Source organism: Microbacterium sp. A93 (assembly GCF_051842835.1).
Genome location: NZ_JBPXMT010000006.1, coordinates 22585 through 45185 on the forward strand (window position 1 = coordinate 22585; position 22601 = coordinate 45185).

The window sequence follows — 22601 nt, forward strand, 5'->3', positions numbered from 1 at the left end:
ATGCCGAGCAGGGTGGATGGGGTGGGCGCGACCCACAATTTACATCAGTCAGGTCTATGGCCCTCTCTGGTTACGAGTGTTTGCCCAGCGCAGATGGTGCCTTCTGGAGTTCGGTTGTGATGGGTCTGGGCTAATCCGGCGGTTGGGCCGGTTGTTGAGGTCTTTCAGCGGACTCTCAGCCAGGTCACAGCTATCATGGAGCGCATGTCTCCGAAGGGTCTGTACACGTTGGATAAGAAGGGCCGAGTCCGACGCGGGGCAGGGCCTCGGGGCAGGGCATTTCCGGTGCATCCGGACCTTCTGCCCGCCCTAATTCTTGCTGTACTTGCCACCTCAAATCTGTTTGTCCCGAACCTCACCGGGTCGATCTTGACCGACCCAACCGCGGTATCCCTCGGCCTCGCTGCGATCATTGCCGGTCATGCTTGGTTCAAGGACTCTGGGTACATGGGCAGGCCGCACCTGCTGATCCTGCTAGTGGCCGTTACGTTCCTTCCGGGTCTCGTGACTGCCGCCCCGCACCACTACGGTCAATCCAAGACGATCGGTTTGTTCTTGACTTTGCTGATCATGGTCGTGACCACTCAGATCGTCGCCAGGTGGGCCGTGTCGCGGACATTCCTCTTGGCCCTGGCCGCATTCGGTGTGGGCGTCGCGTTGACGCTCCTCGTCTTCGGCGAGGTTTCCACGTTCGTCGGCCGCGCATCCGTGCTCGGCATGAACCCCATCGGCCTCGGGCGGATGGCCTCTCTTGGATCGCTGCTGTGCGTCCTCATGGCCTATTGGGGGCGCGGTTGGTGGCGCGCCCTGATGCTCGTCGCGGGGGCTATTGCGGCATTCGCCGCCACCTCGACTGGCAGCCGGGGGCCCCTCCTGGCGGCGGGGGTCGCCATTGTGTTTTCGCTCCTAATGAGCCGACGCCCAACGTCCCCCTTTGCCCGGGTAATCGGTGTCGGTGGCGTCCTTGCAGGCGTCTACCTGTTTCTCCGGAGCGGGGGCCTCGATTCGTCAAACCGGATCTTCAGCCAGGACAGCTCCGGCCGGGATAGCCTCTGGGCAGAATCACTGGACATTGCGCTCACCACCCCGGGGGGTCTCGGATTTGGCGGCCTCTACGGTCATGTCACTCTGTCCCCGGGTGCGGCGGCCACGGGATACACGCAATACAGCCATAACATCCTGCTTGAGACGGCCGTCGAAGGTGGGTGGATTGCACTCGCCGGGCTTCTTGTCGTGCTCGTCATTTCGTTTCGCCGCCTCATCAAGGAGTCCGCTACCAGGGCGGGGGGGTTGCTGCTCGCTGTGTGGACATTCGCGTTCATCAGTGCCCTGTCGTCATCTGATCTTGTTGGGAACCGGTTGCTCTGGGTGATGATCGCGGTGGGCCTCGGGCTCGAACTGTGGCGGGTCCGTGGCGGCCGCTCCCTCGTCGGTGATGAGGATGCGGCCGGACGGGCAGCAGCTACTTCCCGACCCACCCGGACGCGGCGGTTGACCCGGACTCTTTGACGTAGAGGCTGGTTCCCACAGTGCGGTCCGTGCGCGCCCAGCGGGACCCGGCGGAGGCGAAGAACGCCCCGTTGGGGTCGCCGGTCCCGGACTCGTCCACGAAGCAGTTGGTGCCGGTGACGGTGACGGTGACGATGGGCGTGTAGGTGGTCGCATTCAGAGGGTCGTGCGCGTTCGGCCCGTACTTGCCCAACGTACTCCCGGCGGCTTCCCAGATGGCACGGACGCTGAGGTTGGCCCCGTGCCCGGTGGCGGTGAGGAATGAGTTGCCCCGGACCGTCACGCCCCGGCTGTCGTAGATCCGCACGCCCGCCACCGTCGTTGCGGCGGCCGCGTTGTACTCGAAGCGGATGGTGTTGCCGCTGACCGTGGTGTGGTTGGCGTTGATGAGGTAGATGCCGTGGGAGTTACCCCGGATGACAATGGTGTTGTTGTCAACCTTGTTCCCGTAGGCGGTCCCGGCTGACGGGGCCACGGTGACGAGCCCCACGTTGACCTGTCCGAGGCCCCGGACGACATTGTTGCTGACGATGTTGTCATTGCAGATGGTCGTTTGCCCAGCCCGGCCCACGCGGATGGCGACCCCTGCGCCTGCGGTCAGGATGATGGTGTTGCCGGTGATGGTGTTGCGGGAGACCTCGACGGACCCGGCGAGGTAGTTCCCCAGCTCCACGGCGACCTGCCCGGCGAGGACATCGCCCCGGATGGTGTTGCCGGTGATGGTGCAGCCGATGGGTTCACGGATGCTGAGTCCGGCCACGTCCAGGTTGGTGCCGGTGGTGTGCGTGTACGTGGTGTTGCCGGTGATCGTGTGACCCGAGCCGGTCATGGCCACGGGCATGGAGCACCGGGTGAAGGTGTTTCCGGTGACGGCTGCGGCATCCACGCCGAAGGACGAGTAGACGCCGTGGTTGTGGCACCCGTCGAAGATGTTGCCGGAGATGACCACGCCGTAGGTTGGTTCCGAACCGCCGTATGCCCCCATGAACAGACGCTGCACGCATGACTTGAGGTGGTTTCAGGTGATGATCAGTCGTCCAGAGCCGGTCCCGGCGGGGTTGTAGGCGATGCCGAAGTGTCCGGTCTCCATGCCGGTCCATGATGCGGCGGGGTAGTTGCCGGTGATGCAGCACCCCTCGGCGGTTCCGGTCTGCACGTCATCGAAGTAGATGCCGACCTTGGGCACGTTGACCAACCGGAGTCCGGCAATCCGGACGTCTTCGGTCTTGACGTGGACCACGGCGTAGGTGGGGGCGACGTTGGCACCGTCCCACACTGAGGGCGATTCGATGGTGCCGCCCTCGATGGGCACGCCTGTGCCGGTGATGGTCAGCACGTCGGCCGCTAAGACGGTGGTGACGATCTTCGCGCCGGGGGTGAACCGGATGCCCGTGTCCGGGGTAGCCAAGGTGATAGTGGAAGTCAGGGCGACGGTTCCGCGCACCAGCAGCGTTTCCCCGGGCGAGAGGGACCCCACTGCTGTTGAAAACCCCGACTGGTCCCCAATACCAGTGCCGGTGAATGTCTGAGTTGCCAGCGTATTCTTCGCCACGTCGACACTCTGTGCGTTTAGCCGAGTTTCGAAGCGCAAAGATCGCCATAGGCGATTGCGGAGCATCGTAGGCAAATCAGCCAACTCGGTGTTGAGGTATACGCGGACATGATTCGTGTCCACTATTCGCCCGCCACGCCCCTGGAGGAATCAGACGTGAACCACGCTTACACCGTCACTGCAGTTCGGTCCGCGGAGCGCCCCCTGCTCGATTCCGGCCAGGGAGATGCGCTCATGCGCCGGGCCGCCTGGGGGCTGGCAGTGGTGGTGTTGCTTGAACTGCGCTCTCGAGGCCCTGTGGTCGGTTCGACGGTGGCCGCACTGGTGGGAACCGGCAACAACGGGGGAGACGCTCTTTGGGCGTTGGCCTTCCTGCGACGCCGCGGTGTCGACGCGGTGGCCGTCCCGTCCGGGGACCGCATGCACGAAGTTGGACTGGATGCCCTGCGTCGCGCTGGCGGTCGGGTGGCCGAACGGGTGCCCGAGAATACCGCCTTGCTCATCGACGGCGTGCTCGGGACCGGGGCCCGGGGCGGCTGGGAGCCGCCGCGCGTGCCGGAGGGGGTGGCCGTCGTCGTTGCCTGTGATCTGCCCTCCGGGGTGGACGCCGACACAGGACACGTGGCCGGGGGAGTGATCCTCGCCGACGTGACCGTGACCTTCGGGGCGCTCAAGACCGGACTGGCGGTGGGCGCTGGAGCGCACGCTGCCGGTCGGGTAGAGCTGGTGGACATCGGCCTCGGCCCGTACCTGGGTGAACCGGATGTCTTGACGCTGGAGCGCGAGGATGTGCTCGCGGTCTATGCTCCGCCCGCCTGGGACGACCACAAGTACAGCCGCGGGGTGCTCGGGGTCTGTGCCGGTTCCGAGCAGTACCCGGGGGCGGCGGTGTTGGTGTGTTCCTCGGCGATCGCCACCGGGCTGGGCATGGTGCAGTACGCCGGCCCTCGTCGGGCTGCTGATCTCGTCCTGGCGGCGCACCCCGAGGTGGTGGCCGGTACCGGCGTGGAGGGCAAGGCGCAGGCGTGGGTGGTCGGGCCGGGGCTGGGCTCCGACGATGATGCGCGCCGCCGGTTGGCCGAGGTGATTGACGTGTGCGTTGACGGCGGCCTGCCGCTCGTGCTGGATGCCTCCGCGCTGGATCTGGTGGGGTTGAAGGACCTGGGCCGGCTCCGCGATGCCGGGTGCGAGGTGGTGCTGACGCCTCATCAGGGGGAGCTGCTGCGGCTGGCTGATCGGCTGGTTCCGGACTTGGCCGAGGGCTTCGCGGAACTCGCGAAAGCCGACCCCGTGACCGCCGCACGCCGCACGGCCGAGGCGCTGGCCGTCGTCGTGCTCCTCAAGGGCTCCACGACCGTCTGTGCCGCGCCAGGTGGTCGGACCCTGGTGCAGAACGAGGGTGGTGCGGAGCTGGCCACGGCCGGCACCGGTGACTGCCTTGCGGGGCTGGTCGGCTCGGCCTTGGCTCGGACTTCGCACGGTGGTCCGGCTTCCACCGTGGAGAAGGCTGCTGCCGCGGCTTGGCTGCATGGGACGGCCGGGACGGTGGCCGCTGAAGCGGGGCCGTTCGGTGCGTCGTCGCTGCCCAGTGCCGTGCGTCACGCGCTAACCGGGCGGTAGCTGGCAGTTAGCTTCGCGTATCCCTGATGGTGACGTGATCGCCCTCGTGGTGGTCATCGGCATCCTGCTCGCAGTGATCCTGACCAGCCTCTAACCCTTTCCGACTGCCGGTCAGCGGCCGATGAAGTCCAGCAGCGCGGTGTTGAACTCCTCCACGTGTGAGACGTTCAAACCGTGGGGTGCGCCGGGGACCACCACGAGCTCACTGTGGGGGATGGCCTGGTGGGTGCGCTGGCCGGAGCCCTCGAAAGGCACTACGCCGTCGGCGTCGCCGTGGAGCACCAGCGTCGGCACGGTGACCTGCTCCAGGTCCTCGCGGAAGTCCGTGGCGCCGAAGGAGGCCATGCACTCCAGTACGGCCAGCTTATTGGCCTGCAGACACATCGCGATCGCCTCCTGGCGCTGCGCCTCGCTCACGCACAGCGTGTCTCCGGCACTAAAGAAGTCCGTGGTGAAGCCGTCGAAGAACTTCTCCCGGTTGGCGGTCAGCTGCGCTGCCATGGCCGCGGCCTCGGTCTTCTTCAGCGGCCCCTCGGGGTTGCCGGAGGTGTGCAGCATGTACGGCGTCACCGCCGCGGCGAACACCACCGAACCCACCCGCTCGCTGCCGTGCTTGGCGAGGTAACGGGCCACCTCGCCGCCACCCATGGAGAACCCGACCAAGACGACGTCGCGCAGGTCCAGGGCCTCGATCAGGGCGGCCAGGTCTCCGGCCAGCGCGTCATAGGTGTAGGGGTGCTGGGGCTCGGACTGCCCGAAGCCGCGGCGGTCGTAGGTGATCACCCGGTGACCGGCGGCGGACAGCGGGCCGGTCTGGTCCTTCCAGGACTGGCCGTGCAGCGGCCAGCCGTGGACCAGGACCACCGGCCGTCCGGTGCCCCCGGTGTCCTCGTAGTGCAGCTGGTTCTCGTTGGCGCCGGTGACGGTTCCCATGTGAGGTGGCCCTTCCCGTAGTTGGTGCCGCGGAGCATCCGCGGCGGGGCCACCGTAGGCAGAGTCGCGGGGCGATGTATAGGGCACCAGAGAGTTCACTCGTGGGTTGCACCCGGTCCAAGTCCTTCACGAGTCCCTGCCCAGCAGTCCCGGCTGCGCGCCACCCTGTAGGCGAACGCAGTCGATGATCCGGACTTCGTGCTGCAGACCGGGGACGTCACCGCCTATAACCACTACGAGAAGCACCTCGGCCTTTGAAACGGATCTAACAGACCGCTATCAGAGCTGTTCTCATCATCGCGGCGGTCATCGCTGCCTTCGGGTTGTCGCAGACATGGGCGGCCGACCGGAGGACTGCCTGGTGGGTCGCGTTGAATGGGCAGTTGACCCAATGCTCTCAGGGCGCCGCGAGGTCCAACCCTTGGGTCAGCGCCCCGACCTTGTTACCGTGCCCGCATGAGCACCCCCATGACGTCACTCTGGCTGGACACCAACCCCGTCCCGGCAGGTACCGGGCAACTCACCGCCGGGACGCAGTACGACACCATCATCGCGGGGGCCGGCCTGACCGGGCTGACCACCGCGGTGCTGCTGGCGCGGTCGGGGCAACGGGTGGCCGTGCTGGAGGCCCGCTCGGTGGGTGCCGCAGCCACCGGCAACACCACCGCTAAGGTCTCGCTGCTGCAGGGCACCACCCTCGCGCAGATCCGCAGCCACCAGACGGATCGGGTGCTCCGGGCCTACGTGGAGGGGAACCGGGAAGGCCAGGCGTGGCTGCTGCGCTACCTGGACGAGCGGGGCATCGCCTACCAGCGCCGCACCGCCTACACCTATGCCACCACCGAGCAGGGGGCGGATACGCTCCGCGCAGAGCTGGAGGCCGCGCAGGCTGCTGACCTGCCCGTCACCTGGACGGAGCAGACCGAGCTGCCCTTCCCGGTGACTGGGGCGATCGCCTTGGAGGACCAGGCCCAGATCCATCCGATGCAGGTGCTGGAGGCGCTGGCCGCGGAGCTGCGCGAGCGCGGTGGCGAGCTGATCGAGGGCGTGCGCGTGTCCGGCGCCGGGATCGGCTCACCGCTGAGCGTGGAGACCACCGGCGGTCCCGTTCGGGCTGATCACCTCGTGCTCGCCACGGGTGCGCCGATCCTGGACCGAGGCGGGTACTTCGCCAAGCTGCTGCCGAACCGTTCCTATGCGCTGGCCTTCCGTGTGCCGGGTGCGCCGCAGTCGATCCCCCAGGGGATGTACCTCAGCGCCGATGCCCCGTCCCGGTCCCTGCGCACAGCGCCGGTCGGAGGCGATGAGCTGTTGCTGGTGGGCGGCAACGGGCACGGGGTGGGCCGGAAGGACTCGCCGCGGGCCGCCGTCGAGGATCTGGAGGCCTGGACCCGCCAGCATTTCCCCGGCGCCGAGCGGACCCACGCCTGGTCCGCCCAGGATTACCGTTCGGCCAACTACATCCCCTTCATCGGCACCCTGCCGCGCGGTGGCGGGGGGATCTACCTGGCCACCGGGTACAACAAGTGGGGCATGACCAACGGCGTGGCCGCGGCCCTGGCGATCTCCGGGCAACTGCTCGGCCGGAACATCCCGTGGGCGGACACCCTCGGCAAGCGCATCACCACCCCCTCGGACCTGCTGACCGGGGCCAGGGACAACCTCGAGGTGGGCGTCCGGGCGGCCACCGGCTGGGCCACGGCCGCGTCACGGGCGCTGTCCCCGGAGCCGCCGGTGGAGGGGGAGGGGATCGTCGGCCGACTGGACGGCACCCCGGCCGCCGTGTCCACCGTGGACGGCGTGACGTGCCGGCTCTCGGCGGTCTGCACCCACCTGGGCGGGATCGTCACGTGGAATGACGCAGAGAACTCCTGGGACTGCCCCCTGCACGGATCCCGGTTCGCCGCCGACGGCTCCGTCCTGGAAGGTCCAGCGGTCAAGGCCCTGCCCCGGAGGGAGCCGGAGTCCTGACTTTCGCCGAACGAGAATCGGAACCCGGCTCCGGCCCGGGACGGCAGGTATGCCGCCCGGGCCGGGGCGATCAATAGTTGGCGGGCGGGTCCGAGGCCGGCATGGATTCCTCCACCTGCTCGTCCAACTCCTCCTCGGTCTCCGGGCCCTTCTTATCCTTCTTCCTGTCCTTTTCCGCGGCATCCGGGTGGGCGGCGCGCTCCTCGTCAGAGCTCTCGGGGTTGATGGGATCAGTGCTCATCGTGTCCTCCTGAAGTAGGGATGGGAATCCCAGTCTGCACTACTGAGAATGGCGCGCTTCTGCTCTATCGTTGAAGGAGTGAGGACCGGGAGGACGAGCATGAGCAGATCAGCGGATGGCTGGCCCGCGCAGTCCGGGACGGAGGCGGGCCGGTGCTGATACCGAACGCGCGAGGCGCGTTGAGCGAGGCCGTGTTCGCGGCCATGCGCTCCGGTGAGACGGCGCACCTGGGCGAGGCGCCGCCGTCGGACACTGCCGAAGACGCCCAGCTGACGCTGTGGGCCCTGTACGAACAGCACTACCGCGGCTTCGAGGACGTGGCGGGGGAGCTGGAGTGGGACCCACAGCTCATCGCGGTACGCCGCGGGCTGGAGCGCGAGTTCGAGGCGACCCTGCGCGCGCGGATGCCCGAGATCCCGGACCCGGAGGGGTTCGAGGAGGCGTTCTTCGCGTTCGTGGCCGACCATGACGGGCCCTCGCTGGCCGCCCATGTCAAGCGCAAGGCCACCGAGGAGCAGGTGCACGAGCTGCTGCGCCACCGCACCATCTACCACCTGAAGGAGGCGGACCACACCACCTGGGTGATCCCGCGCCTCTCGGACCGGGTGAAGGCCGCGGTGATGGAACTGCAGTTCGACGAGTACGGCAACGGGGACCCCAACCGGCTGCACGCCCACCTGTTCGTGCGTGGGCTGCAGGACACCGGGCTGGACGCCACCTACGGCGCGTACATCAACGAGGCGCCGCTGGAGGTGCTCGAGGAGAACAACGCGATGTCCCTGTTCGGGCTGAACCGCCGGCTGCGCGCGGCCTCCCTGGGGTTCCTGGCCGCGTTCGAGGCCACCAGCTCGTCGCCCTCCCGGAAGATGGCCCAGGGGCTGCATCGGCTCGGGTTCCCGGCGTCCATGATCGCCTACTACACCGAGCACGTGGAGGCTGACGCCGTGCACGAGCAGCTCGCCGTGCGCACCATCTGCGGCGCCCTGCTGGCCGAGGAGCCGGAGCTGCATGACGACGTCTACCTCGGGGCGTTCTCCGCCATGGACCTCTCCGACCGCTACGCCGAGCGGATGCTCGCGCAGTGGGCCGCGTGAGCGGCTCCGACGCGGGGCAGGATCTGAGCCACCCGGACGTCATCCTCTGCCCCGGTGGGCCGATGCTGCTGCGCGGGGACCACGTGGTGCAGGACGAGGACGGCACCGAGCATCGGACTACTCGCCCGGTCAGCGCCGTCTGCCGGTGCGGGGCGTCCTCGACCAAACCGTGGTGCGATGGCACGCACAAGATCCTGCAGGCCCGCGAGAGACGCCAGGAACGACCCTGAGCCCGGTCAGCGGCTCAGGAATCCGCTGACGTTTCGGCGGCGTACGGTAGGCCGCGGTGGTCTCCGCCTCGGTCCAGCGGCGCCGCCCAGGTCAGGTCATTCGTGTAGCACGGTGCTACCATATGTTTATGACTAGGAGCAGCCAGCCGACCCGTCTCCCTGCAGACGTGTACGAGTCCGCCGTTTCGGCGGCACTCGTCACCTCGCGCACGGTGCCGCAGCAGATCGCGCACTGGGCGCGCATTGGCCGCGAGCTGGAGATGTCGCCGCGAGTGCACCATCGCGCGATCGCCGAGGTCCTCGCCGGTGCAATCTCATATGACTCACTTGGCGAGCGGGAACAAGCGATCGTCCGAGAAGAGTGGGCTGACCGAGTGACAGTTCTGCGCAGTGGCCTGAACTACGAAGCCGAGTTTACTGCGGCGGGGGAGTCCTACTCGGAGATCGACGAAGACGGCAACCTCGTCGTGCGCCCGGCTCGCGACTGATGCCACTGCTGCATCTGCTCGCAGGGCCCAACGGTGCTGGAAAGTCCAGCTACGCTCGCGACGTCCTGACGCCCACCACACACCTGCTGTTGATCAATGCAGGCGAGATCTCAGCCTCGAGGTGGCCCGATGCCCAAGCTGAACATGCATATGAGGCCGCGGGGATCGCAGAGGCGCAGCGTCGCGACCGGACCGCTGCGGGGGATTCGTTCATATCGGAAACCGTGTTCTCGCACCCGAGCAAGGTCGACCTTGTCTCGGACGCCGTGAATGCCGGCTACCTCGTGCATCTGCACGTGATCATGGTTCCCGTTGAACTGACCGTTCAGCGCGTCGTCGAGCGAGTCCGCCGCGGCGGTCACTCCGTGCCGGAGAAGAAGATCCGCGATCGCTATGAGCGACTGTGGGAGCACGTTGGTGTCGCGATCCAGATTGCCGACGTGGCAGAGGTGTTCGACAACAGCAGTGCACGTGCTCCGTTTCGCTTGTGCGCGACGTATCGAAATGGTGCACTCATCGGTACTCCGAACTGGCCGGCTTGGTCGCCGGATGCTTTGCGCGGGTGATCAGCGGCTCAGGCGCACCAGCACGCCGCGCTCGAACTCCCGGGACTCCGCCAGGGTGAGCCGCCCGGCAGTCTGCGCCGCGGCATAGGCGGCGATCGTCTCCGCCTGCGCGAGGTTGCCCAACTGCAGGAGGCCGGCGCCGCCGTCGGACAGGTGCCGGTCCATCAGGTCCACACAGGTGCGTGCCAGGTCCAGGCCGTCCCCGCCGCCGTCGATGGCCAGGACCGGGTCCTCGGGGAACCGGGAGGTCTCGTCCGAGCGGACCCACGGCGGGTCCGCCACGATCACGGCGAAGCGCTCGCCGGCATCCAGGACCTCCTCCATCCGGCCCAGCCGGAAATCGATCCGCGCGGCGAGGCCGTTGGCGGCCGCGTTCTGCAGGGAGAGTTCCTCGGCCGCGGGGTTGACGTCCACCATGACCAGTGCGCGGTCGGTGTCCTTCACGGCGCCGAGGCCGATGTGCCCGGCCCCGGCGCAGAGCTCCAGCACCGGCCCCACGGGGGCTGTGGGGAGTAATTCGGCCGCCCAGGTGGACTGGGCCTCGGTCCAGGGGCGGGGTTCGAGCACGCGGTGGTCGTAGGTGATGTCCAGGCCGCAGAAGATCAGGTGGGGCATGGGTTTCATTGTGTCAGTCTGCCGCGCGACCTGGACCTGATTGGCGCCGTGATCGGGGCTGCCGCCCTGACCCAGCAGGTGACACATGGGTTGTTGGGGTAGGACGCCAGGACGCCAGGACCGTCAATGCTGGTCCACCCGCGGGCACTCGGGATCCAGGATCGCCACCGTCCGCGGGTCGCGTTCGTCGCGGATGCAGATGCACACCATGATCGGTGGGCGGCTCAGGACGCCGCCCGCAGACTCAGCTCCGGGATGCTGCGTTCGTTCTCGAGCAACTCCAGCAGGTACTGGCCGTAGCCGGATTTGACGAGGGGTTCGGCCACGCGGCGGAGCTGGTCGTCGGTGAGGAAGCCGCGGCGCCAGGCGACCTCTTCGGGGGCGGAGACCTTCAGGCCCTGGCGTTTCTCCACGGTGCGGATGAAGTCGGAGGCGTCGGTGAGGTCGTCGAAGGTCCCGGTGTCCAGCCAGGCGGTGCCCCGGGGCAGGATGGAGACCTGCAGGCGTCCCTGCTCCAGGTAGGTGCGGTTGACGTCCGTGATCTCCAGCTCGCCGCGGGCGGAGGGCTTCAGGTCGCGGGCGATCTCGATGACGTCGTTGTCATAGAAGTACAGCCCGGGCACGGCGAAGGTCGACTTGGGGGCGGCGGGTTTCTCCTCGAGGGACAGCACCCGGCCATCCTCGTCGAACTCGACCACGCCGTACGCGGAGGGGTTCTTGACCTGGTAGCCGAACACGGCGCCGCCGTCGATCTCTTGGAAGCGGGTGAGTTGTTCGCCCATGCCGGCGCCGTAGAACAGGTTGTCGCCGAGCACCAGGGCCACGGTGTCCGTGCCGATGTGGTCTTCGCCGAGGACGAAGGCCTGGGCCAGGCCGTCGGGGGAGGGCTGGACGGTGTAGGACAGGTTGATGCCGAAGCAGGAGCCGTCCCCGAGGAGGCGATGAAACGCTTCGGCGTCGTGCGGGGTGGTGATGATCAGGATGTCCTGGATGCCCGCCAGGATCAGGGTGGACAGGGGGTAGTAGATCATCGGCTTGTCATAGACCGGGACCAGCTGCTTGGACACACCCAGGGTGATCGGATGCAGTCGGGAGCCGGTTCCACCGGCCAGGATGATGCCCTTCATGGACTCGAACCTAGGGGTGCCGGGATGGCCGGGTAAGGCGGGGCCGTACCTGTTCACTACCCGGCTTGGCTGGTCCCGAGAGCAGCTGCCCTCTCGATTTCCCATGAAATGCCGCTCAGCCGTGCTTTCGGCTGGAATCAGGGCCTGTTCTTGCCTAGGTTCTCAGTGGAACGCCGCGAGAGTCCGTCCTCCCCCCGGCTGACGCCTGGCTCGCGCGGCGTTCCACCTCGTGAAGCCACTCACCCGGGTCCACGCACCGTCTCATCGCGCTCTCAGAGCTTTCCCCGTTCTGCGTGAGCCTGTCGCGTCGTGGACCAGTAAGGAACGGCAATGCCCAGCGACCAGAAGCAGGTACGGTACCGCACCGTGTACGTCCGCCGGAATCGCTCTGGATCTGCCGTGGTGGTGTCAACCGTGCTGATTGTGGCCGTCATGGTGGCCTTCTTCGTTCTCCTGCTGAACTTCTGAAGGGCCACGGGGTCAATAAACTCTCCTTGTGAGAAGACTAATTTGAACCTACAATAACGTGAGGAAAACCTTAACCGCTGGAATTGGATAGTGTTCTTCGGCATCCCCGCCGTAGGCACTTCGTCTTTCTAGTTCCTCGACCCGTTTCATGGTGCCCGCCCATCGGGTGCCTTGCACCCCAAAGGGGAACCATGTCTGCTTCTCAGCCACACATCCGCTACCGCACCGAGTATGTCCGGCGCCACAGCCGTTTCAATGCGGCAACCCTTGCTTCGATGGTGTTAGTGCTGGCCGCCCTGGCCGTCTTCTTCATCCTCTTGCTCAGCATCCAGTAGTACCCAGGATCGAATCGATCCGTCACCGCTGAGCCCAAGACGAGCAGTCGACCGAATGCTGACGTGCATTCTTCCATCCCGGGGATCACTCCAACCGCGGGGCGTGCCCTGCCGTTGTCCGGTGCAGGTGGAAGAATGATCGGCATCATGTCAGCAGACCACGTCATCAACCACCCCGCAGATCACCGCACCGAGCACCCCCAAGCCCCGGCCCCGTGGGACCGCCCCCGTCCCAGGCACAGTCCCACCGGGTCCTCCAGCACCACCGCGGCGCTGAGGCACACCGGACCGGCCGAGCGGGCCGCCGTCGTGGATCTGGCCGCCATCCGGCACAACGTGGCCGCCCTGCGTTCCTGGGTGCAGCCGTCCGCGCTGATGGCCGTGGTCAAGGCGGACGGCTACGGCCACGGCGCGGTGCCCGTGGCGCGCGCCGCCCTGGACGCCGGGGCCACCTGGCTGGGCGTGGCGCACGCCTCCGAGGCGCTGGCCCTGCGGGACGCCGGGATCTCCGCGCCCCTGCTGGCCTGGCTGCACACCCAGGACACCCCCTTCGGCCGCGCGGTGGAGGAGAACATCGACCTCGGCGCCTCCGGCTGGGAGCTCGAGCCCATCGCCGCCGCCGCCCAACGGCTGGAGTGCCCCGCCCGCGTGCACCTGAAGGTGGACACGGGGCTGGGCCGCAACGGCGCCACCCTGGAGGACTGGCCGCACGTGGTGGCCCGCGCCGCCGAGCTGCAGGAGGCCGGGCTGATCCGCGTGGTGGGGATCTTCTCCCACCTGGCCGTGGCGGACGAGGAGGAGCGCGAGGCCGAGACGGACGAGCAGCTCGACCTCTTCCACGGTGCCGTGGAGACCGCGCGCGCCGCCGGACTGCACCCGGACGTGCGGCACATCGCCAACACCCCGGGCATCCTCGACCGCCCGGACTCCCACCTGGACCTGGTCCGCGCCGGTCTCGGCATCTACGGGCTCACCCCCTTCGCGGGCCGCCCCGCCTCGGACTTCGACCTGCAACCCGCCATGTCCATCACCACCACGGTGGCCCAGAACAAGGCGGTGGGCCCCGGCCACGGGGTCTCCTACGGCTACCGCTACCGCACGACGGCGGCCACGCGGCTCGCGCTGATTCCCCTCGGTTACGGGGACGGGGTCCCGCGCACGGCGATCGCCGCGCCCGTCTCGATCGGCGGGCACCGCTACCAGGTGGCCGGGAAGATCGCGATGGACCAGTTCGTGGTGGACCTGGAAACGGTGGACGAGTCCGTGGCCCCCGTGGGGGCCGGCGTGGAGCTGTTCGGTCCGAAATCCGGGATCACCGCCGATGAATGGGCCTCGGCGGCGGGGACCATCAACTACGAGCTGGTCACCCGGATCGGCTCCCGCGTGCCGCGCATCCACGTGGACAGCCGGCCCGACGAGGACACCGGCGCCCCGACAGGCCCCGGCCGTTGAAGGACATGACGGGGGCTGCCGGGCGACTGCCGGAGCCGGTGTGGCGCGTGGAGGTGACCCTGGACGGCGCCGAGGCGACCCAGGCCTGGGCCGCCCAGCTGGCCTCGGTATTGCGGGCGGGGGACCTGGTGATCCTGACCGGGGAGCTCGGGGCGGGCAAGACCACCTTCACCCAGGGGCTCGGGGCCGGGCTGGGCGTGCGCGAGGGGATCATCTCGCCGACGTTCGTGCTGTCCCGGATCCACCCCTCGGTGCGAGACGACGACGGCGCCGGCCCGGACCTCGTGCACGTGGACGCCTACCGGCTGGGTTCCGCCGGGGAGCTGCTGGACCTGGATCTCGACGCCACCGTGGACCGCTCCGTGACCGTGGTCGAGTGGGGGAGGGGGCTGGCTGAAGCCCTGGCCGGTTGGCCGGACGACCCGGAGGCCTCCTGGTTGGACCTGGAACTGGTCCGTGCCGAGGGTGGCGCCGTGGCCGCGGCTGGAGCACCGCCCGAGGTGGGCGGACAGGCGGAGGCGGGGGCCGGCGTCGTGCCCTTCATCACCGACTTCTCCGACGAGGACGGGACCGGAGCGGACGAGGTGCGCACCGCTGTGCTGCTGGCCTACGGCCCCCGCTGGACGGGTGTCCGAGTGCCGACCTGATGTCGCATCACTTTCCGGAGTACTACGTCCAACGCTGTCTCGTGCGGGGGCGGGCCATCGGAATCGGCGGGGCCGAAACCGGCTCGCCCACGGTGTTCTGGATCTCCCCGACTCCCTCGATCACGAGGCGCACTGAGTCGCCCGGTTGCAGCGGCGGTGGAGTGAGCCCACCGTTCCGCCCCCAGAGCTCTCCGAGACAGCCACCGTTGCCCACGGTGCCTGAGCCGAGCACGTCTCCCGCCACCACACGTGAGTTGCGGGAAGCATAGGCCACCAGTTCGGGGAACGGCCACCCCATGTTCGACACCAGGTCCTCGCCGACCAGGTCACCGTTGACGTAGGCCTCCGCGCGCACTGCGAGGAACCCCTCGTTGTCCAGATGCGGGGCGAGCTCGTCGGCTGTCACGATCCAGGGGCCCAGGGTCATCCCGAAGTCTTTTCCCTTCGCGGGCCCCAACCGCACCTGCATCTCGCGGGCCTGCAGATCGCGCGCTGACCAGTCGTTCATGATGCAGTACCCGAAGATGACTGACGCGCTTTGATCGACATCGAGGTTGGACTCGGGAGCACTGGGTCCGCCGCCGATGACGACCGCCAGCTCGAGTTCGAAGTCGAGCCGGTCGGAGACCGGAGGCCTGATGACTGCGCCCGTCCCCGAGATCGTGTGGGGATTCGTGAAGTAGAACGTGGGTGCCTGGTACCACTCGGCCGGGACGTTGCTGGTGCCCTCGACGCCCGCACTCACCCCCTCGACGTGCTCTTCGAAGGCGACGAAATCCCGAACCGAGCTCGGCGGTAGCGGGGCGAGGAGTCGGACCTGGCTCAGCAGGGTCCGCGGTGCGGATTGCACGCGATCGAACAGGTGGCGCGCTCCCTCGATCCCCAGCTCGAGCACTGACGTGACGGTCGCCCCGTCGGGGAACGTCACGGTCGAGTCCTCGATCACGAAACCCTCGCTGACAGTGCCGTCGAGATTCGTCCATCGTGCTAGTTTCACGGTCTTCTCCTTTCACTTTCTGGGTCCCGGGGCCTGGTGGATCATGCGTGGCAGTCGAGTGGCGCCCTGCCGTTGTACTCATACATGTCTTGCCAGGCCGTCGGCATGTCGACCGTCGTGCCGCGGAGCTCAGCGAGAGCGCGGTGCAGGTTGCCGACGATCCGCTCTCGCTCGGGCCATTCCGCAAACGGTCCGAGGTCGAGGCCTCTCGCTGCTTCCAAGGGGCCGAGTCCGCGGGTGTCGGCATCCGCTGCTGCCTCGAGGACGAACGAGAGATAGACCCGCACCGGCTCGAGTAATTCAGGGCCGCCCACCGGTCCGTGGCCTGGTACGACCGTGACGGGGTCGAGTGCGGCGAGCCTGTCGAGCGCCCGCAGCCAGCCGCGCAGGGAGCCTGAGAGCGCAAAGGGAGTGCCGCCGTTGAAGACGAGGTCGCCGGTGAACAGCACGCGCTCGGCGGGCAACCACACGTAGGCATCGCCCGACGTGTGTGCGATCGTCCCGGGGTGTTGCACCTCGATCGGCCGGTCACCGGGCGCGATCGTGACGGACTCGTCGAACACGATCGTCGGCAGTCGATGCTCCGCAGAACCTTGGTCGAACGGCGTGAAGATCTGCGGAGCCACAGCGTGCGGTGCGCGCAGCTCCTCGGCCACACTCCGGTGCGCGATGATCTCGGCCTCGGGCAGCAGCGAGGCACCGTTGCAGTGGTCGGGATGCGCGTGTGTCAGTACCAGGCGTTGTACGCGGCCGCCCACTGTCGCCTCGATGGCATCGAGGTAGTCGCGGGTCCGTCGCTCGGTTGATGTGACGTCAACGCTCGTCAACCCGTCCGGTCGTGCGATGAGCCCCATGTTGTTGATCATCCAGCCACCGTCGGGCTGGACGTAGGCCCACACGTCCTCGGTGAGTTGTTGCAGTGCTGGTCGGTCGTTCATGCGTGATCCTTGGTGAATTTCGGCAGGGTGAGTAGGAGGACGGCGGCGACTGCCATCATCGAGGCGGCGATCACGAGCGGACTCGAGTAGCTCCCCTGGGCGTCGAAGAAGAACCCTGCGACGACTGGTCCGAGCGCGCTGCCCACCATGAAGAGGCTGTACACGAAGCTGTAGAGCGAGGCAAAGGCCTGGCGGCTGAAGTACCGCGAACTCAGATAGCTCATGAGATCGATCTCCGCACCGAATCCGATGCCGATGAGCAATGCCGTCACCGGAGCTGCTGCGGGGCCTCCCCACAGCAGCAGGAGGCAGCCGATCGCTGCGGCGATGAACATGGGCACGGCAACGTACGTGGCGTAGAAGCGGTCGAAGAGCCAGCCGATGACAGGACGCGCGATCACGGTCCCGACGCCGATGAGTGAGGACAGCAGGGCCGCCTGCACCGGTGCGACACCGGAGTCGATGAGTAGGGGCACGAAGTGCGGCACCATGGTGAGCAGGGCCCAGCCGAGCAGGAAGAAGGAGGCACACAGGATCCAGAACTCGCGACGTCGCATCGCGTGACGGATATGTGCCGGTTTGTTGATCTCTACGGCGGCGGGTTCGATGGCCGCGGTCGACGGTGAGCCCAGCCGCGCGAAGAAGACGAGCACGAACGGCAGCGCCGCTAGCGCTGCCATCGTCAGGTAGGCGCCCCGCCAGCCGGCGTTGGCGATGACGATACCCATGAGAGGCGGAAGGAGCAGACCTGCACAGCCAAGGCCTGCCGCCATGATGCCGAGCGCGATGCCGCGACGGGTGTCGAACTTCTCGACGATCGCCTTGGAGTACGTCACGGCTGAAGTGCCTGCCCCGAGGACTCCTGCGAACGCGTAGAACATCAAGAACACTGCAAGGCTCGACGTGTAGAGGCCGAGCATCGTGAGGGTGACGACGAGCAACGGCACCGAGACCAGGGTGACGCGCTTGACGCCGAACCGGTCGAGAAGTCTGCCGACGAACGGCAAGGCGAAGGCGAGTCCGAGCGAGCTCACGAGGCTTGCGAGGTTGATCTGGCCGCGGCCCCATCCGAACTCATCCTGCAGCGGCACCACGAGCGTGCCGAGGATGTACCCGAGGGAGCTGAAGCCGACGCCGGCGCCGAGCGTGGAGAACAGGAGCGCGGGCCATCCCCGCCGGATCTCTCCCGCAGGAATCGGTCGCCGGGACGTTTCAAAGATCGTGGTCATGATCGATCTCGCTTTCCTTCGTCGTTGAAAGGCGTGCTGTCTCAGGCAGCGCACGAGATGATCGTCACACCCCCGTAGTATTTACGCCATCGTCGAAAAGAGATAGCGCATATCCATGGGACAGATATCGGAGGAACCGTGGCCAGATTCGACTTCAACATGCTGCACCCCCTGCATGTGCTGCTGGAGGAGCGCAGCGTCACCCGCGCTGCCAGCCGACTGCACCTGAGTCAACCTGCAACGTCGGCCACCTTGTCTCGGCTTCGGCGGCACTATGACGACGAGCTGCTCGTCCGATCAGGTCGGACGATGCAGCTCACGCCGTTCGCGCGTGATCTCCTTCCTGCCGTCGTGCATGCGATGTCGCAACTCAAGCCGGTCATCGATCGCAAGCAGTCCTTCGATCCGTTGCACAGTGAACGCCGCTTTGTGATTGCCTCCACCGACTACATGACGGCGATTCTTGCCGGTCCGCTCTTCGAGACGTTCGCGAGGGAGGCGCCCGGGACATCTGTCGACTTCGCGCCGCAGCCGTCCCGTGACGGGACACTCGGGGCGTTTGCATCACTCGACCTCATCGTCGGGCCAGTGGGATTTGGGATCCCAGGGAACTCGAGTGAGCTGTTCACCGATGACTTCGTGCTCATCGCATCTCGGGACAATGAAGTACTCGCGTGCGCCCACCCTTCACTCGAGGACCTTGAAGCGCTGCCGCACGCCGTGGCCTACCTCAACGACCCTGACCATGATGATGTCCATGACCTGCTCCGCCGTGCCGGCATCGAGAACAACATCAGTGCCCGACTTTTCGGACTCGCGACCCTGCCGCTCCTGGTGGCTGGCACGCAGATGGTGGCCTTCGTTCCCCGCATGCTCGCAGCCAAGGCATCGCGCACGCTGGCACTCTCGGTGTTCGAGCTACCAGCGGACATGTCGATTCCGATGGCTGAGCGCGTCTACTGGCACCCACGCAACGACGAGGACCCCGCCATCGAGTGGCTACGGGGTGCCCTCAAGCGTACGGTGCCGATGCTGTCGCGGACACCCAGCGGGCCGGCGCTGCGGACACTTGACCGCACGAGGAATCGAGAGTGTTGAGGGGACCTTCCCCGCTGGACGGGTGTCCGCCTGCCAACCTGACGTCGCATCACTTTCAGGGCAGAAGGTGTGGGTGCGTCAGATATGGGTCAACGACTTCAGGAGAGGCCATTTCTTGCGCGAACTCTGTCCACGAGTTCGTCTGAGTCGATCTGCCCTGAGGCAAAAGAGTCGGCATCGGCGCGAGTTTCTTCCGAGGCGCTCAAGCCTGCGAGTTCTGCGCTGTGGAGGGCCTCGTCTACTTGCCGCTTCCGAACCTCAGCTAGCGTCATGCTGGTCTCCAATCATTGGCAACGTCCTACTGGACCGGTCCCGGCACTGTGAGCAGTGAAACGTGGGGCAGGATCTTGGCCTTGTGGTTGGCCAGTCGTTTCACGCCGCAAATGCCGCAATGGCTTCTCGAATGATCTCTGATCTGGTCTTGTGTTCGCGCGCTGCTCTGTCGTCGACAGCCGCGAGCTCCTCGACCGTGAGTCGGAGAGCGACGACTTGGGAAGGCAGCGCCCCTCGACCTGGGCGGCCCCGTCCACGCTTCTTCAACGTCTTGGTGTCGTATCCGGCTTCGGCTTCATCAGCCCAGACCTGGATCTGTTCTTCGCTGACGGGGACGCCGTCTATTGCCTCTCGCGACTCCATGGGATTAATGTATGACGTAAATACGTTGGCAGTCCAGCCGTGATGGAGCGGTCACTACGGGCGCTTGCCCGCGATGACCTGTCGGGCCACGTCGAGGTGCGTGGAGGTGCACTTGCCGCCGTAGCCTGCTTGGTACGTGTAGGCACCGAACACGCCGCTCCGCTGGGCACCCATGACATCGGCGATGCAGTCCGCCATGTGCTCGACCCCGCTGTGGTACTCACCCTTGGGGATGCCGGCGCCGTTGTTCGGGTAGACCGCGTTCATGCCCTGATCCAAGGCAGCCGAGTCGTACTTGTAGGCGCGGTACTGCAGGACGTGGCCGCACTCGTGCAATTGCACTGCCACGCTGGGGCCGCTGTTCACCGGATACACGTCACCCAGCTCGATGGCCTCCGTGACCTCCTTCGAGTCGTCGTTGTAGCTGGACTGGCTGTACTCGTAACTGGCGAAGCCGCCGCCGTAGCCGGGAATTGTGGAGAGCGGGACATCCCAGCACCATGGGGCCATGTTGTTGTTGGCGTACTGGGTGTAGGTCTTCGGATTCGGGTACCGCTTCGCTGTGGTCCCGGGCTTACCGGCGGTCAGGAAGGTGGAGTTCACCCAGCCGGTCGTGGTCCCGGACGTCACCTTCGTCATGTCCCCCTGGGACGAGATCTTGGTGAGCTCGCTCTGGGCCGGCACGGTCTTCAGCTTGGTGGAGTCGTAGTTGTCGCTCTGGTAGATCCCCGTGGTGACCTTGAGGTAGACCGTGTTCGGACTCGCCGGGGGCACGTAGGGCTTGGGCGGGGTGGCCGGTGCGGCTGGAGGCGTCCCACCATTCTGATAGGTTCGCAGGGCGTAGAGGAACTGCGCGGTCTCGCCACGGGTGATCGGTCGCATGGGGCGGAAGGTGCCGTCCGCGTAGCCGGAGATCATGCCGGTCTCCTTGAGCCAGGCGGCCGGCCCGAAGTAGTACCGGTCCGTCTCGTCCCTCATGTCCTTGTAGGGGCTGGTGGCCGGCGGTGTGTAGTCACTGATCCCGGCGGCCCGGAGCATGAACGTGGCCAGCTCACCGCGGCTGATGTCCCGGTTGACCCCGAAGGTGCCGTCCCGGTAGCCGAGCGTGATCTCCTTCTCCTTCGCCCAGGACACGGCGGTGAAGGTGAAATGGCGGGGGTTCACGTCCGGATAGTCCTGCGTGGTCCCGGCGTTGTGTGTGTCCCCGGACATCCGGTACAGGAAGACGATGGCCTCACCGCGGGTGATCTGCCTCCCGACCCCGAACGAGCCGTCCGCGTTGCCCTTCGTCAGGTCCGCGCAGGCCAGCCAGGTGACCGCCCGGTAGAAGGTGTGATTCGGGGGGACGTCCCTGAAGTCCACCAGGCAGGGGCTTGCGGCGGCCGCCTGGCGGCTGGCGTCGTCGGAATCAGGGGTCGCGTCCGTGCCGGCGTCCTTGCCGGAGTCCTTCTCTGCGTCCTTCCCGGCGGTGCCGGGGACGAGTGTGATCGGATACGGGTCCGAGGTGATGGAGACATCAGGGCTCTGGGGGTCCCCACCGGTGGGCGGAGCGGCCAGGGCTGCTGCCGGGAGGGAGGCGGCCACGAAGAGCGCAATGACCGTGGAGGCCAGCGTGCGGGCGAGGTTGCGCCGGTGGCGCCCCCGCGGGAATTCCGGGTGGGTGGACATGGCGGGGTTCTGCTTTCTGCAAGTGACGACAGGGGGATGCCGAACGCCCCCGCTGGACCGGGGAAGATCATCATGACATGGGCCACGTGTGGTGTCCGTTGTTGACGTGCGGGGGATCACCCTGCCACCCTGGCGAACCGCAAGGGCACCGCCTATGTCACCGCCAAGGCCCAAGAGCAACCGGTGGTGGTCACCAGCCACAACAAGCCGGTGTCCGTCACCCTGTCGCCCGAGCACTACGACGAGATGGTCAGAAGCGTCCGCGAGACCCAGGCCCAGGTTTTGGCCAGTGCCGCTGCATTGGTTGCTGACCGGGCCACCCTTCGACCCCTAGAAGAAGCGCGGAACAGGCTCGGTCGCACTTGAGGAGAGGGGAGCATCCCCCAGACGACCCAGCGGAGATCGTGGTCTCAGACGCAGTGATCGAGTGGATCGACTCCAACGTCTCCATCGATGAGCAACTCCAGGTCTTGGAAGACATCGTTGCTATCTGCAGGGTGCCCTGGGGCAAACACACCTTGTCGAACCGCGGTGGCCAGAAGCTGGCAGGGTTCAACACCGCGGAATCTGTCGACCGGACCTACCGGATCGTCTTCCGCTCGAGCATCACCAACAGCGGAACCGAACTCGTGGAGGTTGTAGCCGTTGGTCACCGGCACGACAACCTGGTCTACGACGTGGCCAACGCCCTCGTGGCATCCGGGGTCCTCACCGACGCCGAGGTGCAGCAGATCTGGGAGATGCTCGAACTCCTCGATGGTGCTATGGCCACGGTCACCGGGCTGGGGCAGTGGGATTACATCCCCGGCCCCGCACCGGCGGGCCTGCAACAAGCAACCGTCGCTTCCGGCCTGCTCGATGAGCGCGTGGCCAAGCTGCTGACGACCGACGAGATCACCGCAGCCATGTCCGCAGGATGGGATCCGGATACTGGTGAGCACAGGCCCGAATGGGCGTTGGAAGCGGCTCTGCACCGCCTAACGTCCAGCGCTGATCCTGATCGTTTCCTGGCCCTCCGTGGCGAGCCGCGATGCGGTGCCCCGATGAAGATCGCCAAGGCACCGTGCATCCGTCCACGTGGCCACGCCGGCGCCCACCGGGCCCACGTCAGGTGACAGGGGCGGCAGTGAGAGTAGAACCGCCGTTTCAACTGACATACCTTGCGGAGTAGTGGTTCCACCGGGCCG

At 66.9% G+C, this 22601-nt stretch carries 26 protein-coding genes; 14 read left to right on the forward strand and 12 right to left on the reverse strand.

The genetic code is table 11. The annotated features are described in order from the left end of the window. Positions 1 to 447 precede the first annotated feature (447 nt). The gene (locus ACSU1G_RS15740) at positions 448 to 1509 is read left to right on the forward strand and encodes an O-antigen ligase family protein (RefSeq protein ID WP_439280910.1); all 1062 of its coding nucleotides are present in this window, start codon (positions 448 to 450) and stop codon (positions 1507 to 1509) included. On the opposite strand, the gene ACSU1G_RS15745 is transcribed toward ACSU1G_RS15740, so the two are convergent. Both ACSU1G_RS15745 and ACSU1G_RS15750 read right to left on the reverse strand, forming a co-directional pair. Beyond that, positions 1463 to 2494 carry a hypothetical protein gene (locus ACSU1G_RS15745; protein WP_439280911.1) on the reverse strand — a complete coding sequence of 344 codons (1032 nt, stop codon included), beginning with the start codon at positions 2492 to 2494 and terminating at the stop codon, positions 1463 to 1465. The genes ACSU1G_RS15740 and ACSU1G_RS15745 overlap by 47 nt on opposite strands. 33 nt (positions 2495 to 2527) lie before the next feature. After that, positions 2528 to 2917: a hypothetical protein gene (locus tag ACSU1G_RS15750; protein WP_439280912.1), complete on the reverse strand. Its 390-nt coding sequence runs from the start codon at positions 2915 to 2917 to the stop codon at positions 2528 to 2530. Positions 2918 to 3217: 300 nt separating this feature from the next. Here ACSU1G_RS15750 and ACSU1G_RS15755 point away from each other — a divergent pair, with 300 nt between their 5' ends. Continuing rightward, positions 3218 to 4681 carry an NAD(P)H-hydrate dehydratase gene (locus ACSU1G_RS15755; RefSeq protein WP_439280913.1) on the forward strand — a complete coding sequence of 488 codons (1464 nt, stop codon included), beginning with the start codon at positions 3218 to 3220 and terminating at the stop codon, positions 4679 to 4681. Between the two features lie 111 nt (positions 4682 to 4792). Here ACSU1G_RS15755 and ACSU1G_RS15760 read toward each other — a convergent pair whose 3' ends face one another. After that, a complete protein-coding gene (locus ACSU1G_RS15760; protein WP_439280914.1) occupies positions 4793 to 5614 on the reverse strand; it encodes an alpha/beta fold hydrolase in 822 nt (273 codons plus the stop codon). Between the two features lie 468 nt (positions 5615 to 6082). Between ACSU1G_RS15760 and ACSU1G_RS15765 the strand changes: the two genes are divergently transcribed. Continuing rightward, positions 6083 to 7585: an FAD-dependent oxidoreductase gene (locus ACSU1G_RS15765; RefSeq protein ID WP_439281269.1), complete on the forward strand. Its 1503-nt coding sequence runs from the start codon at positions 6083 to 6085 to the stop codon at positions 7583 to 7585. Between the two features lie 70 nt (positions 7586 to 7655). On the opposite strand, the gene ACSU1G_RS15770 is transcribed toward ACSU1G_RS15765, so the two are convergent. Then, the gene (locus ACSU1G_RS15770) at positions 7656 to 7826 is read right to left on the reverse strand and encodes a hypothetical protein (RefSeq protein ID WP_439280915.1); all 171 of its coding nucleotides are present in this window, start codon (positions 7824 to 7826) and stop codon (positions 7656 to 7658) included. A 152-nt stretch (positions 7827 to 7978) separates the two neighbouring features. Here ACSU1G_RS15770 and ACSU1G_RS15775 point away from each other — a divergent pair, with 152 nt between their 5' ends. From ACSU1G_RS15775 to ACSU1G_RS15790, 4 genes are all read left to right on the forward strand, one after another. Beyond that, complete coding sequence (locus ACSU1G_RS15775; RefSeq protein ID WP_439280916.1) at positions 7979 to 8920, forward strand: iron-containing redox enzyme family protein; 942 nt, start codon at positions 7979 to 7981, stop codon at positions 8918 to 8920. Further along, positions 8917 to 9150 carry a CDGSH iron-sulfur domain-containing protein gene (locus ACSU1G_RS15780; protein WP_439280917.1) on the forward strand — a complete coding sequence of 78 codons (234 nt, stop codon included), beginning with the start codon at positions 8917 to 8919 and terminating at the stop codon, positions 9148 to 9150. Before ACSU1G_RS15775 ends, ACSU1G_RS15780 begins: the two co-directional genes overlap by 4 nt. 128 nt (positions 9151 to 9278) lie before the next feature. After that, the gene (locus ACSU1G_RS15785; protein ID WP_439280918.1) at positions 9279 to 9638 is read left to right on the forward strand and encodes a TA system antitoxin ParD family protein; all 360 of its coding nucleotides are present in this window, start codon (positions 9279 to 9281) and stop codon (positions 9636 to 9638) included. Beyond that, positions 9638 to 10204: a zeta toxin family protein gene (locus ACSU1G_RS15790; RefSeq protein WP_439280919.1), complete on the forward strand. Its 567-nt coding sequence runs from the start codon at positions 9638 to 9640 to the stop codon at positions 10202 to 10204. Before ACSU1G_RS15785 ends, ACSU1G_RS15790 begins: the two co-directional genes overlap by 1 nt. Here the strand turns inward: ACSU1G_RS15790 and ACSU1G_RS15795 are convergent, their stop codons facing one another. After that, a complete protein-coding gene (locus ACSU1G_RS15795) occupies positions 10205 to 10819 on the reverse strand; it encodes a methyltransferase (RefSeq protein ID WP_439280920.1) in 615 nt (204 codons plus the stop codon). Positions 10820 to 11043: 224 nt separating this feature from the next. Then, positions 11044 to 11946 carry a glucose-1-phosphate thymidylyltransferase RfbA gene (gene rfbA / locus ACSU1G_RS15800; protein WP_439280921.1) on the reverse strand — a complete coding sequence of 301 codons (903 nt, stop codon included), beginning with the start codon at positions 11944 to 11946 and terminating at the stop codon, positions 11044 to 11046. A 330-nt stretch (positions 11947 to 12276) separates the two neighbouring features. Here rfbA and ACSU1G_RS15805 point away from each other — a divergent pair, with 330 nt between their 5' ends. From ACSU1G_RS15805 to tsaE, 4 genes are all read left to right on the forward strand, one after another. Then, positions 12277 to 12414 carry a hypothetical protein gene (locus ACSU1G_RS15805; RefSeq protein WP_439280922.1) on the forward strand — a complete coding sequence of 46 codons (138 nt, stop codon included), beginning with the start codon at positions 12277 to 12279 and terminating at the stop codon, positions 12412 to 12414. Positions 12415 to 12605: 191 nt separating this feature from the next. Then, positions 12606 to 12749, forward strand: coding sequence for a hypothetical protein (locus ACSU1G_RS15810; RefSeq protein ID WP_439280923.1), 144 nt, complete (start codon positions 12606 to 12608; stop codon positions 12747 to 12749). A gap of 147 nt (positions 12750 to 12896) precedes the next feature. After that, positions 12897 to 14201, forward strand: a complete 1305-nt coding sequence (gene alr, locus ACSU1G_RS15815; RefSeq protein ID WP_439280924.1) for an alanine racemase — start codon at positions 12897 to 12899, stop codon at positions 14199 to 14201. Between the two features lie 5 nt (positions 14202 to 14206). Next, on the forward strand, positions 14207 to 14848 hold the full coding sequence (gene tsaE, locus ACSU1G_RS15820) for a tRNA (adenosine(37)-N6)-threonylcarbamoyltransferase complex ATPase subunit type 1 TsaE (RefSeq protein WP_439280925.1): 642 nt from the start codon (positions 14207 to 14209) through the stop codon (positions 14846 to 14848). A gap of 22 nt (positions 14849 to 14870) precedes the next feature. Here the strand turns inward: tsaE and ACSU1G_RS15825 are convergent, their stop codons facing one another. From ACSU1G_RS15825 to ACSU1G_RS15835, 3 genes are read right to left on the reverse strand one after another with little or no spacing between them, the layout of a single operon-like run. Further along, positions 14871 to 15845 (reverse strand): fumarylacetoacetate hydrolase family protein, encoded by a 975-nt coding sequence (locus ACSU1G_RS15825; protein WP_439280926.1) that lies wholly within the window; start codon positions 15843 to 15845, stop codon positions 14871 to 14873. 41 nt (positions 15846 to 15886) lie between these two features. Beyond that, complete coding sequence (locus ACSU1G_RS15830) at positions 15887 to 16783, reverse strand: MBL fold metallo-hydrolase (RefSeq protein WP_439280927.1); 897 nt, start codon at positions 16781 to 16783, stop codon at positions 15887 to 15889. Then, positions 16780 to 18012, reverse strand: coding sequence for an MFS transporter (locus ACSU1G_RS15835; protein WP_439280928.1), 1233 nt, complete (start codon positions 18010 to 18012; stop codon positions 16780 to 16782). The genes ACSU1G_RS15830 and ACSU1G_RS15835 overlap by 4 nt, the downstream gene beginning before the upstream one ends. A gap of 138 nt (positions 18013 to 18150) precedes the next feature. On the opposite strand from ACSU1G_RS15835, the gene ACSU1G_RS15840 reads away from it, so the two are divergent. Then, positions 18151 to 19110 carry a LysR family transcriptional regulator gene (locus ACSU1G_RS15840; RefSeq protein ID WP_439280929.1) on the forward strand — a complete coding sequence of 320 codons (960 nt, stop codon included), beginning with the start codon at positions 18151 to 18153 and terminating at the stop codon, positions 19108 to 19110. 98 nt (positions 19111 to 19208) lie between these two features. On the opposite strand, the gene ACSU1G_RS15845 is transcribed toward ACSU1G_RS15840, so the two are convergent. The 3 genes from ACSU1G_RS15845 to ACSU1G_RS15855 form a co-directional block, all read right to left on the reverse strand. Then, positions 19209 to 19382, reverse strand: coding sequence for a hypothetical protein (locus ACSU1G_RS15845; RefSeq protein ID WP_439280930.1), 174 nt, complete (start codon positions 19380 to 19382; stop codon positions 19209 to 19211). Between the two features lie 100 nt (positions 19383 to 19482). After that, the gene (locus ACSU1G_RS15850) at positions 19483 to 19746 is read right to left on the reverse strand and encodes a ribbon-helix-helix protein, CopG family (RefSeq protein WP_439280931.1); all 264 of its coding nucleotides are present in this window, start codon (positions 19744 to 19746) and stop codon (positions 19483 to 19485) included. A gap of 54 nt (positions 19747 to 19800) precedes the next feature. Further along, positions 19801 to 21414: an S-layer homology domain-containing protein gene (locus ACSU1G_RS15855; protein WP_439280932.1), complete on the reverse strand. Its 1614-nt coding sequence runs from the start codon at positions 21412 to 21414 to the stop codon at positions 19801 to 19803. Between the two features lie 129 nt (positions 21415 to 21543). Between ACSU1G_RS15855 and ACSU1G_RS15860 the strand changes: the two genes are divergently transcribed. Beyond that, on the forward strand, positions 21544 to 21780 hold the full coding sequence (locus ACSU1G_RS15860) for a type II toxin-antitoxin system prevent-host-death family antitoxin (RefSeq protein WP_439281270.1): 237 nt from the start codon (positions 21544 to 21546) through the stop codon (positions 21778 to 21780). Between the two features lie 38 nt (positions 21781 to 21818). Beyond that, positions 21819 to 22529 carry a hypothetical protein gene (locus ACSU1G_RS15865; RefSeq protein ID WP_439280933.1) on the forward strand — a complete coding sequence of 237 codons (711 nt, stop codon included), beginning with the start codon at positions 21819 to 21821 and terminating at the stop codon, positions 22527 to 22529. Positions 22530 to 22601: the final 72 nt, after the last annotated feature.

Bases quoted from the DNA above. Each gene is read 5' to 3' on its own strand.
- ACSU1G_RS15740 (WP_439280910.1), top strand. From the start codon at position 448: ATGGGCAGGCCGCACCTGCTGATCCTGCTAGTGGCCGTTACGTTCCTT.
- ACSU1G_RS15745 (WP_439280911.1), bottom strand. From the start codon at position 2,494: ATGGGGGCATACGGCGGTTCGGAACCAACCTACGGCGTGGTCATCTCC.
- ACSU1G_RS15760 (WP_439280914.1), bottom strand. From the start codon at position 5,614: ATGGGAACCGTCACCGGCGCCAACGAGAACCAGCTGCACTACGAGGAC.
- ACSU1G_RS15765 (WP_439281269.1), top strand. From the start codon at position 6,083: ATGACGTCACTCTGGCTGGACACCAACCCCGTCCCGGCAGGTACCGGG.
- ACSU1G_RS15770 (WP_439280915.1), bottom strand. From the start codon at position 7,826: ATGAGCACTGATCCCATCAACCCCGAGAGCTCTGACGAGGAGCGCGCC.
- ACSU1G_RS15785 (WP_439280918.1), top strand. From the start codon at position 9,279: ATGACTAGGAGCAGCCAGCCGACCCGTCTCCCTGCAGACGTGTACGAG.
- ACSU1G_RS15790 (WP_439280919.1), top strand. From the start codon at position 9,638: ATGCCACTGCTGCATCTGCTCGCAGGGCCCAACGGTGCTGGAAAGTCC.
- ACSU1G_RS15795 (WP_439280920.1), bottom strand. From the start codon at position 10,819: ATGCCCCACCTGATCTTCTGCGGCCTGGACATCACCTACGACCACCGC.
- rfbA (WP_439280921.1), bottom strand. From the start codon at position 11,946: ATGAAGGGCATCATCCTGGCCGGTGGAACCGGCTCCCGACTGCATCCG.
- ACSU1G_RS15805 (WP_439280922.1), top strand. From the start codon at position 12,277: ATGCCCAGCGACCAGAAGCAGGTACGGTACCGCACCGTGTACGTCCGC.
- ACSU1G_RS15810 (WP_439280923.1), top strand. From the start codon at position 12,606: ATGTCTGCTTCTCAGCCACACATCCGCTACCGCACCGAGTATGTCCGG.
- alr (WP_439280924.1), top strand. From the start codon at position 12,897: ATGTCAGCAGACCACGTCATCAACCACCCCGCAGATCACCGCACCGAG.
- tsaE (WP_439280925.1), top strand. From the start codon at position 14,207: ATGACGGGGGCTGCCGGGCGACTGCCGGAGCCGGTGTGGCGCGTGGAG.
- ACSU1G_RS15830 (WP_439280927.1), bottom strand. From the start codon at position 16,783: ATGAACGACCGACCAGCACTGCAACAACTCACCGAGGACGTGTGGGCC.
- ACSU1G_RS15835 (WP_439280928.1), bottom strand. From the start codon at position 18,012: ATGACCACGATCTTTGAAACGTCCCGGCGACCGATTCCTGCGGGAGAG.
- ACSU1G_RS15845 (WP_439280930.1), bottom strand. From the start codon at position 19,382: ATGACGCTAGCTGAGGTTCGGAAGCGGCAAGTAGACGAGGCCCTCCAC.
- ACSU1G_RS15850 (WP_439280931.1), bottom strand. From the start codon at position 19,746: ATGGAGTCGCGAGAGGCAATAGACGGCGTCCCCGTCAGCGAAGAACAG.
- ACSU1G_RS15855 (WP_439280932.1), bottom strand. From the start codon at position 21,414: ATGTCCACCCACCCGGAATTCCCGCGGGGGCGCCACCGGCGCAACCTC.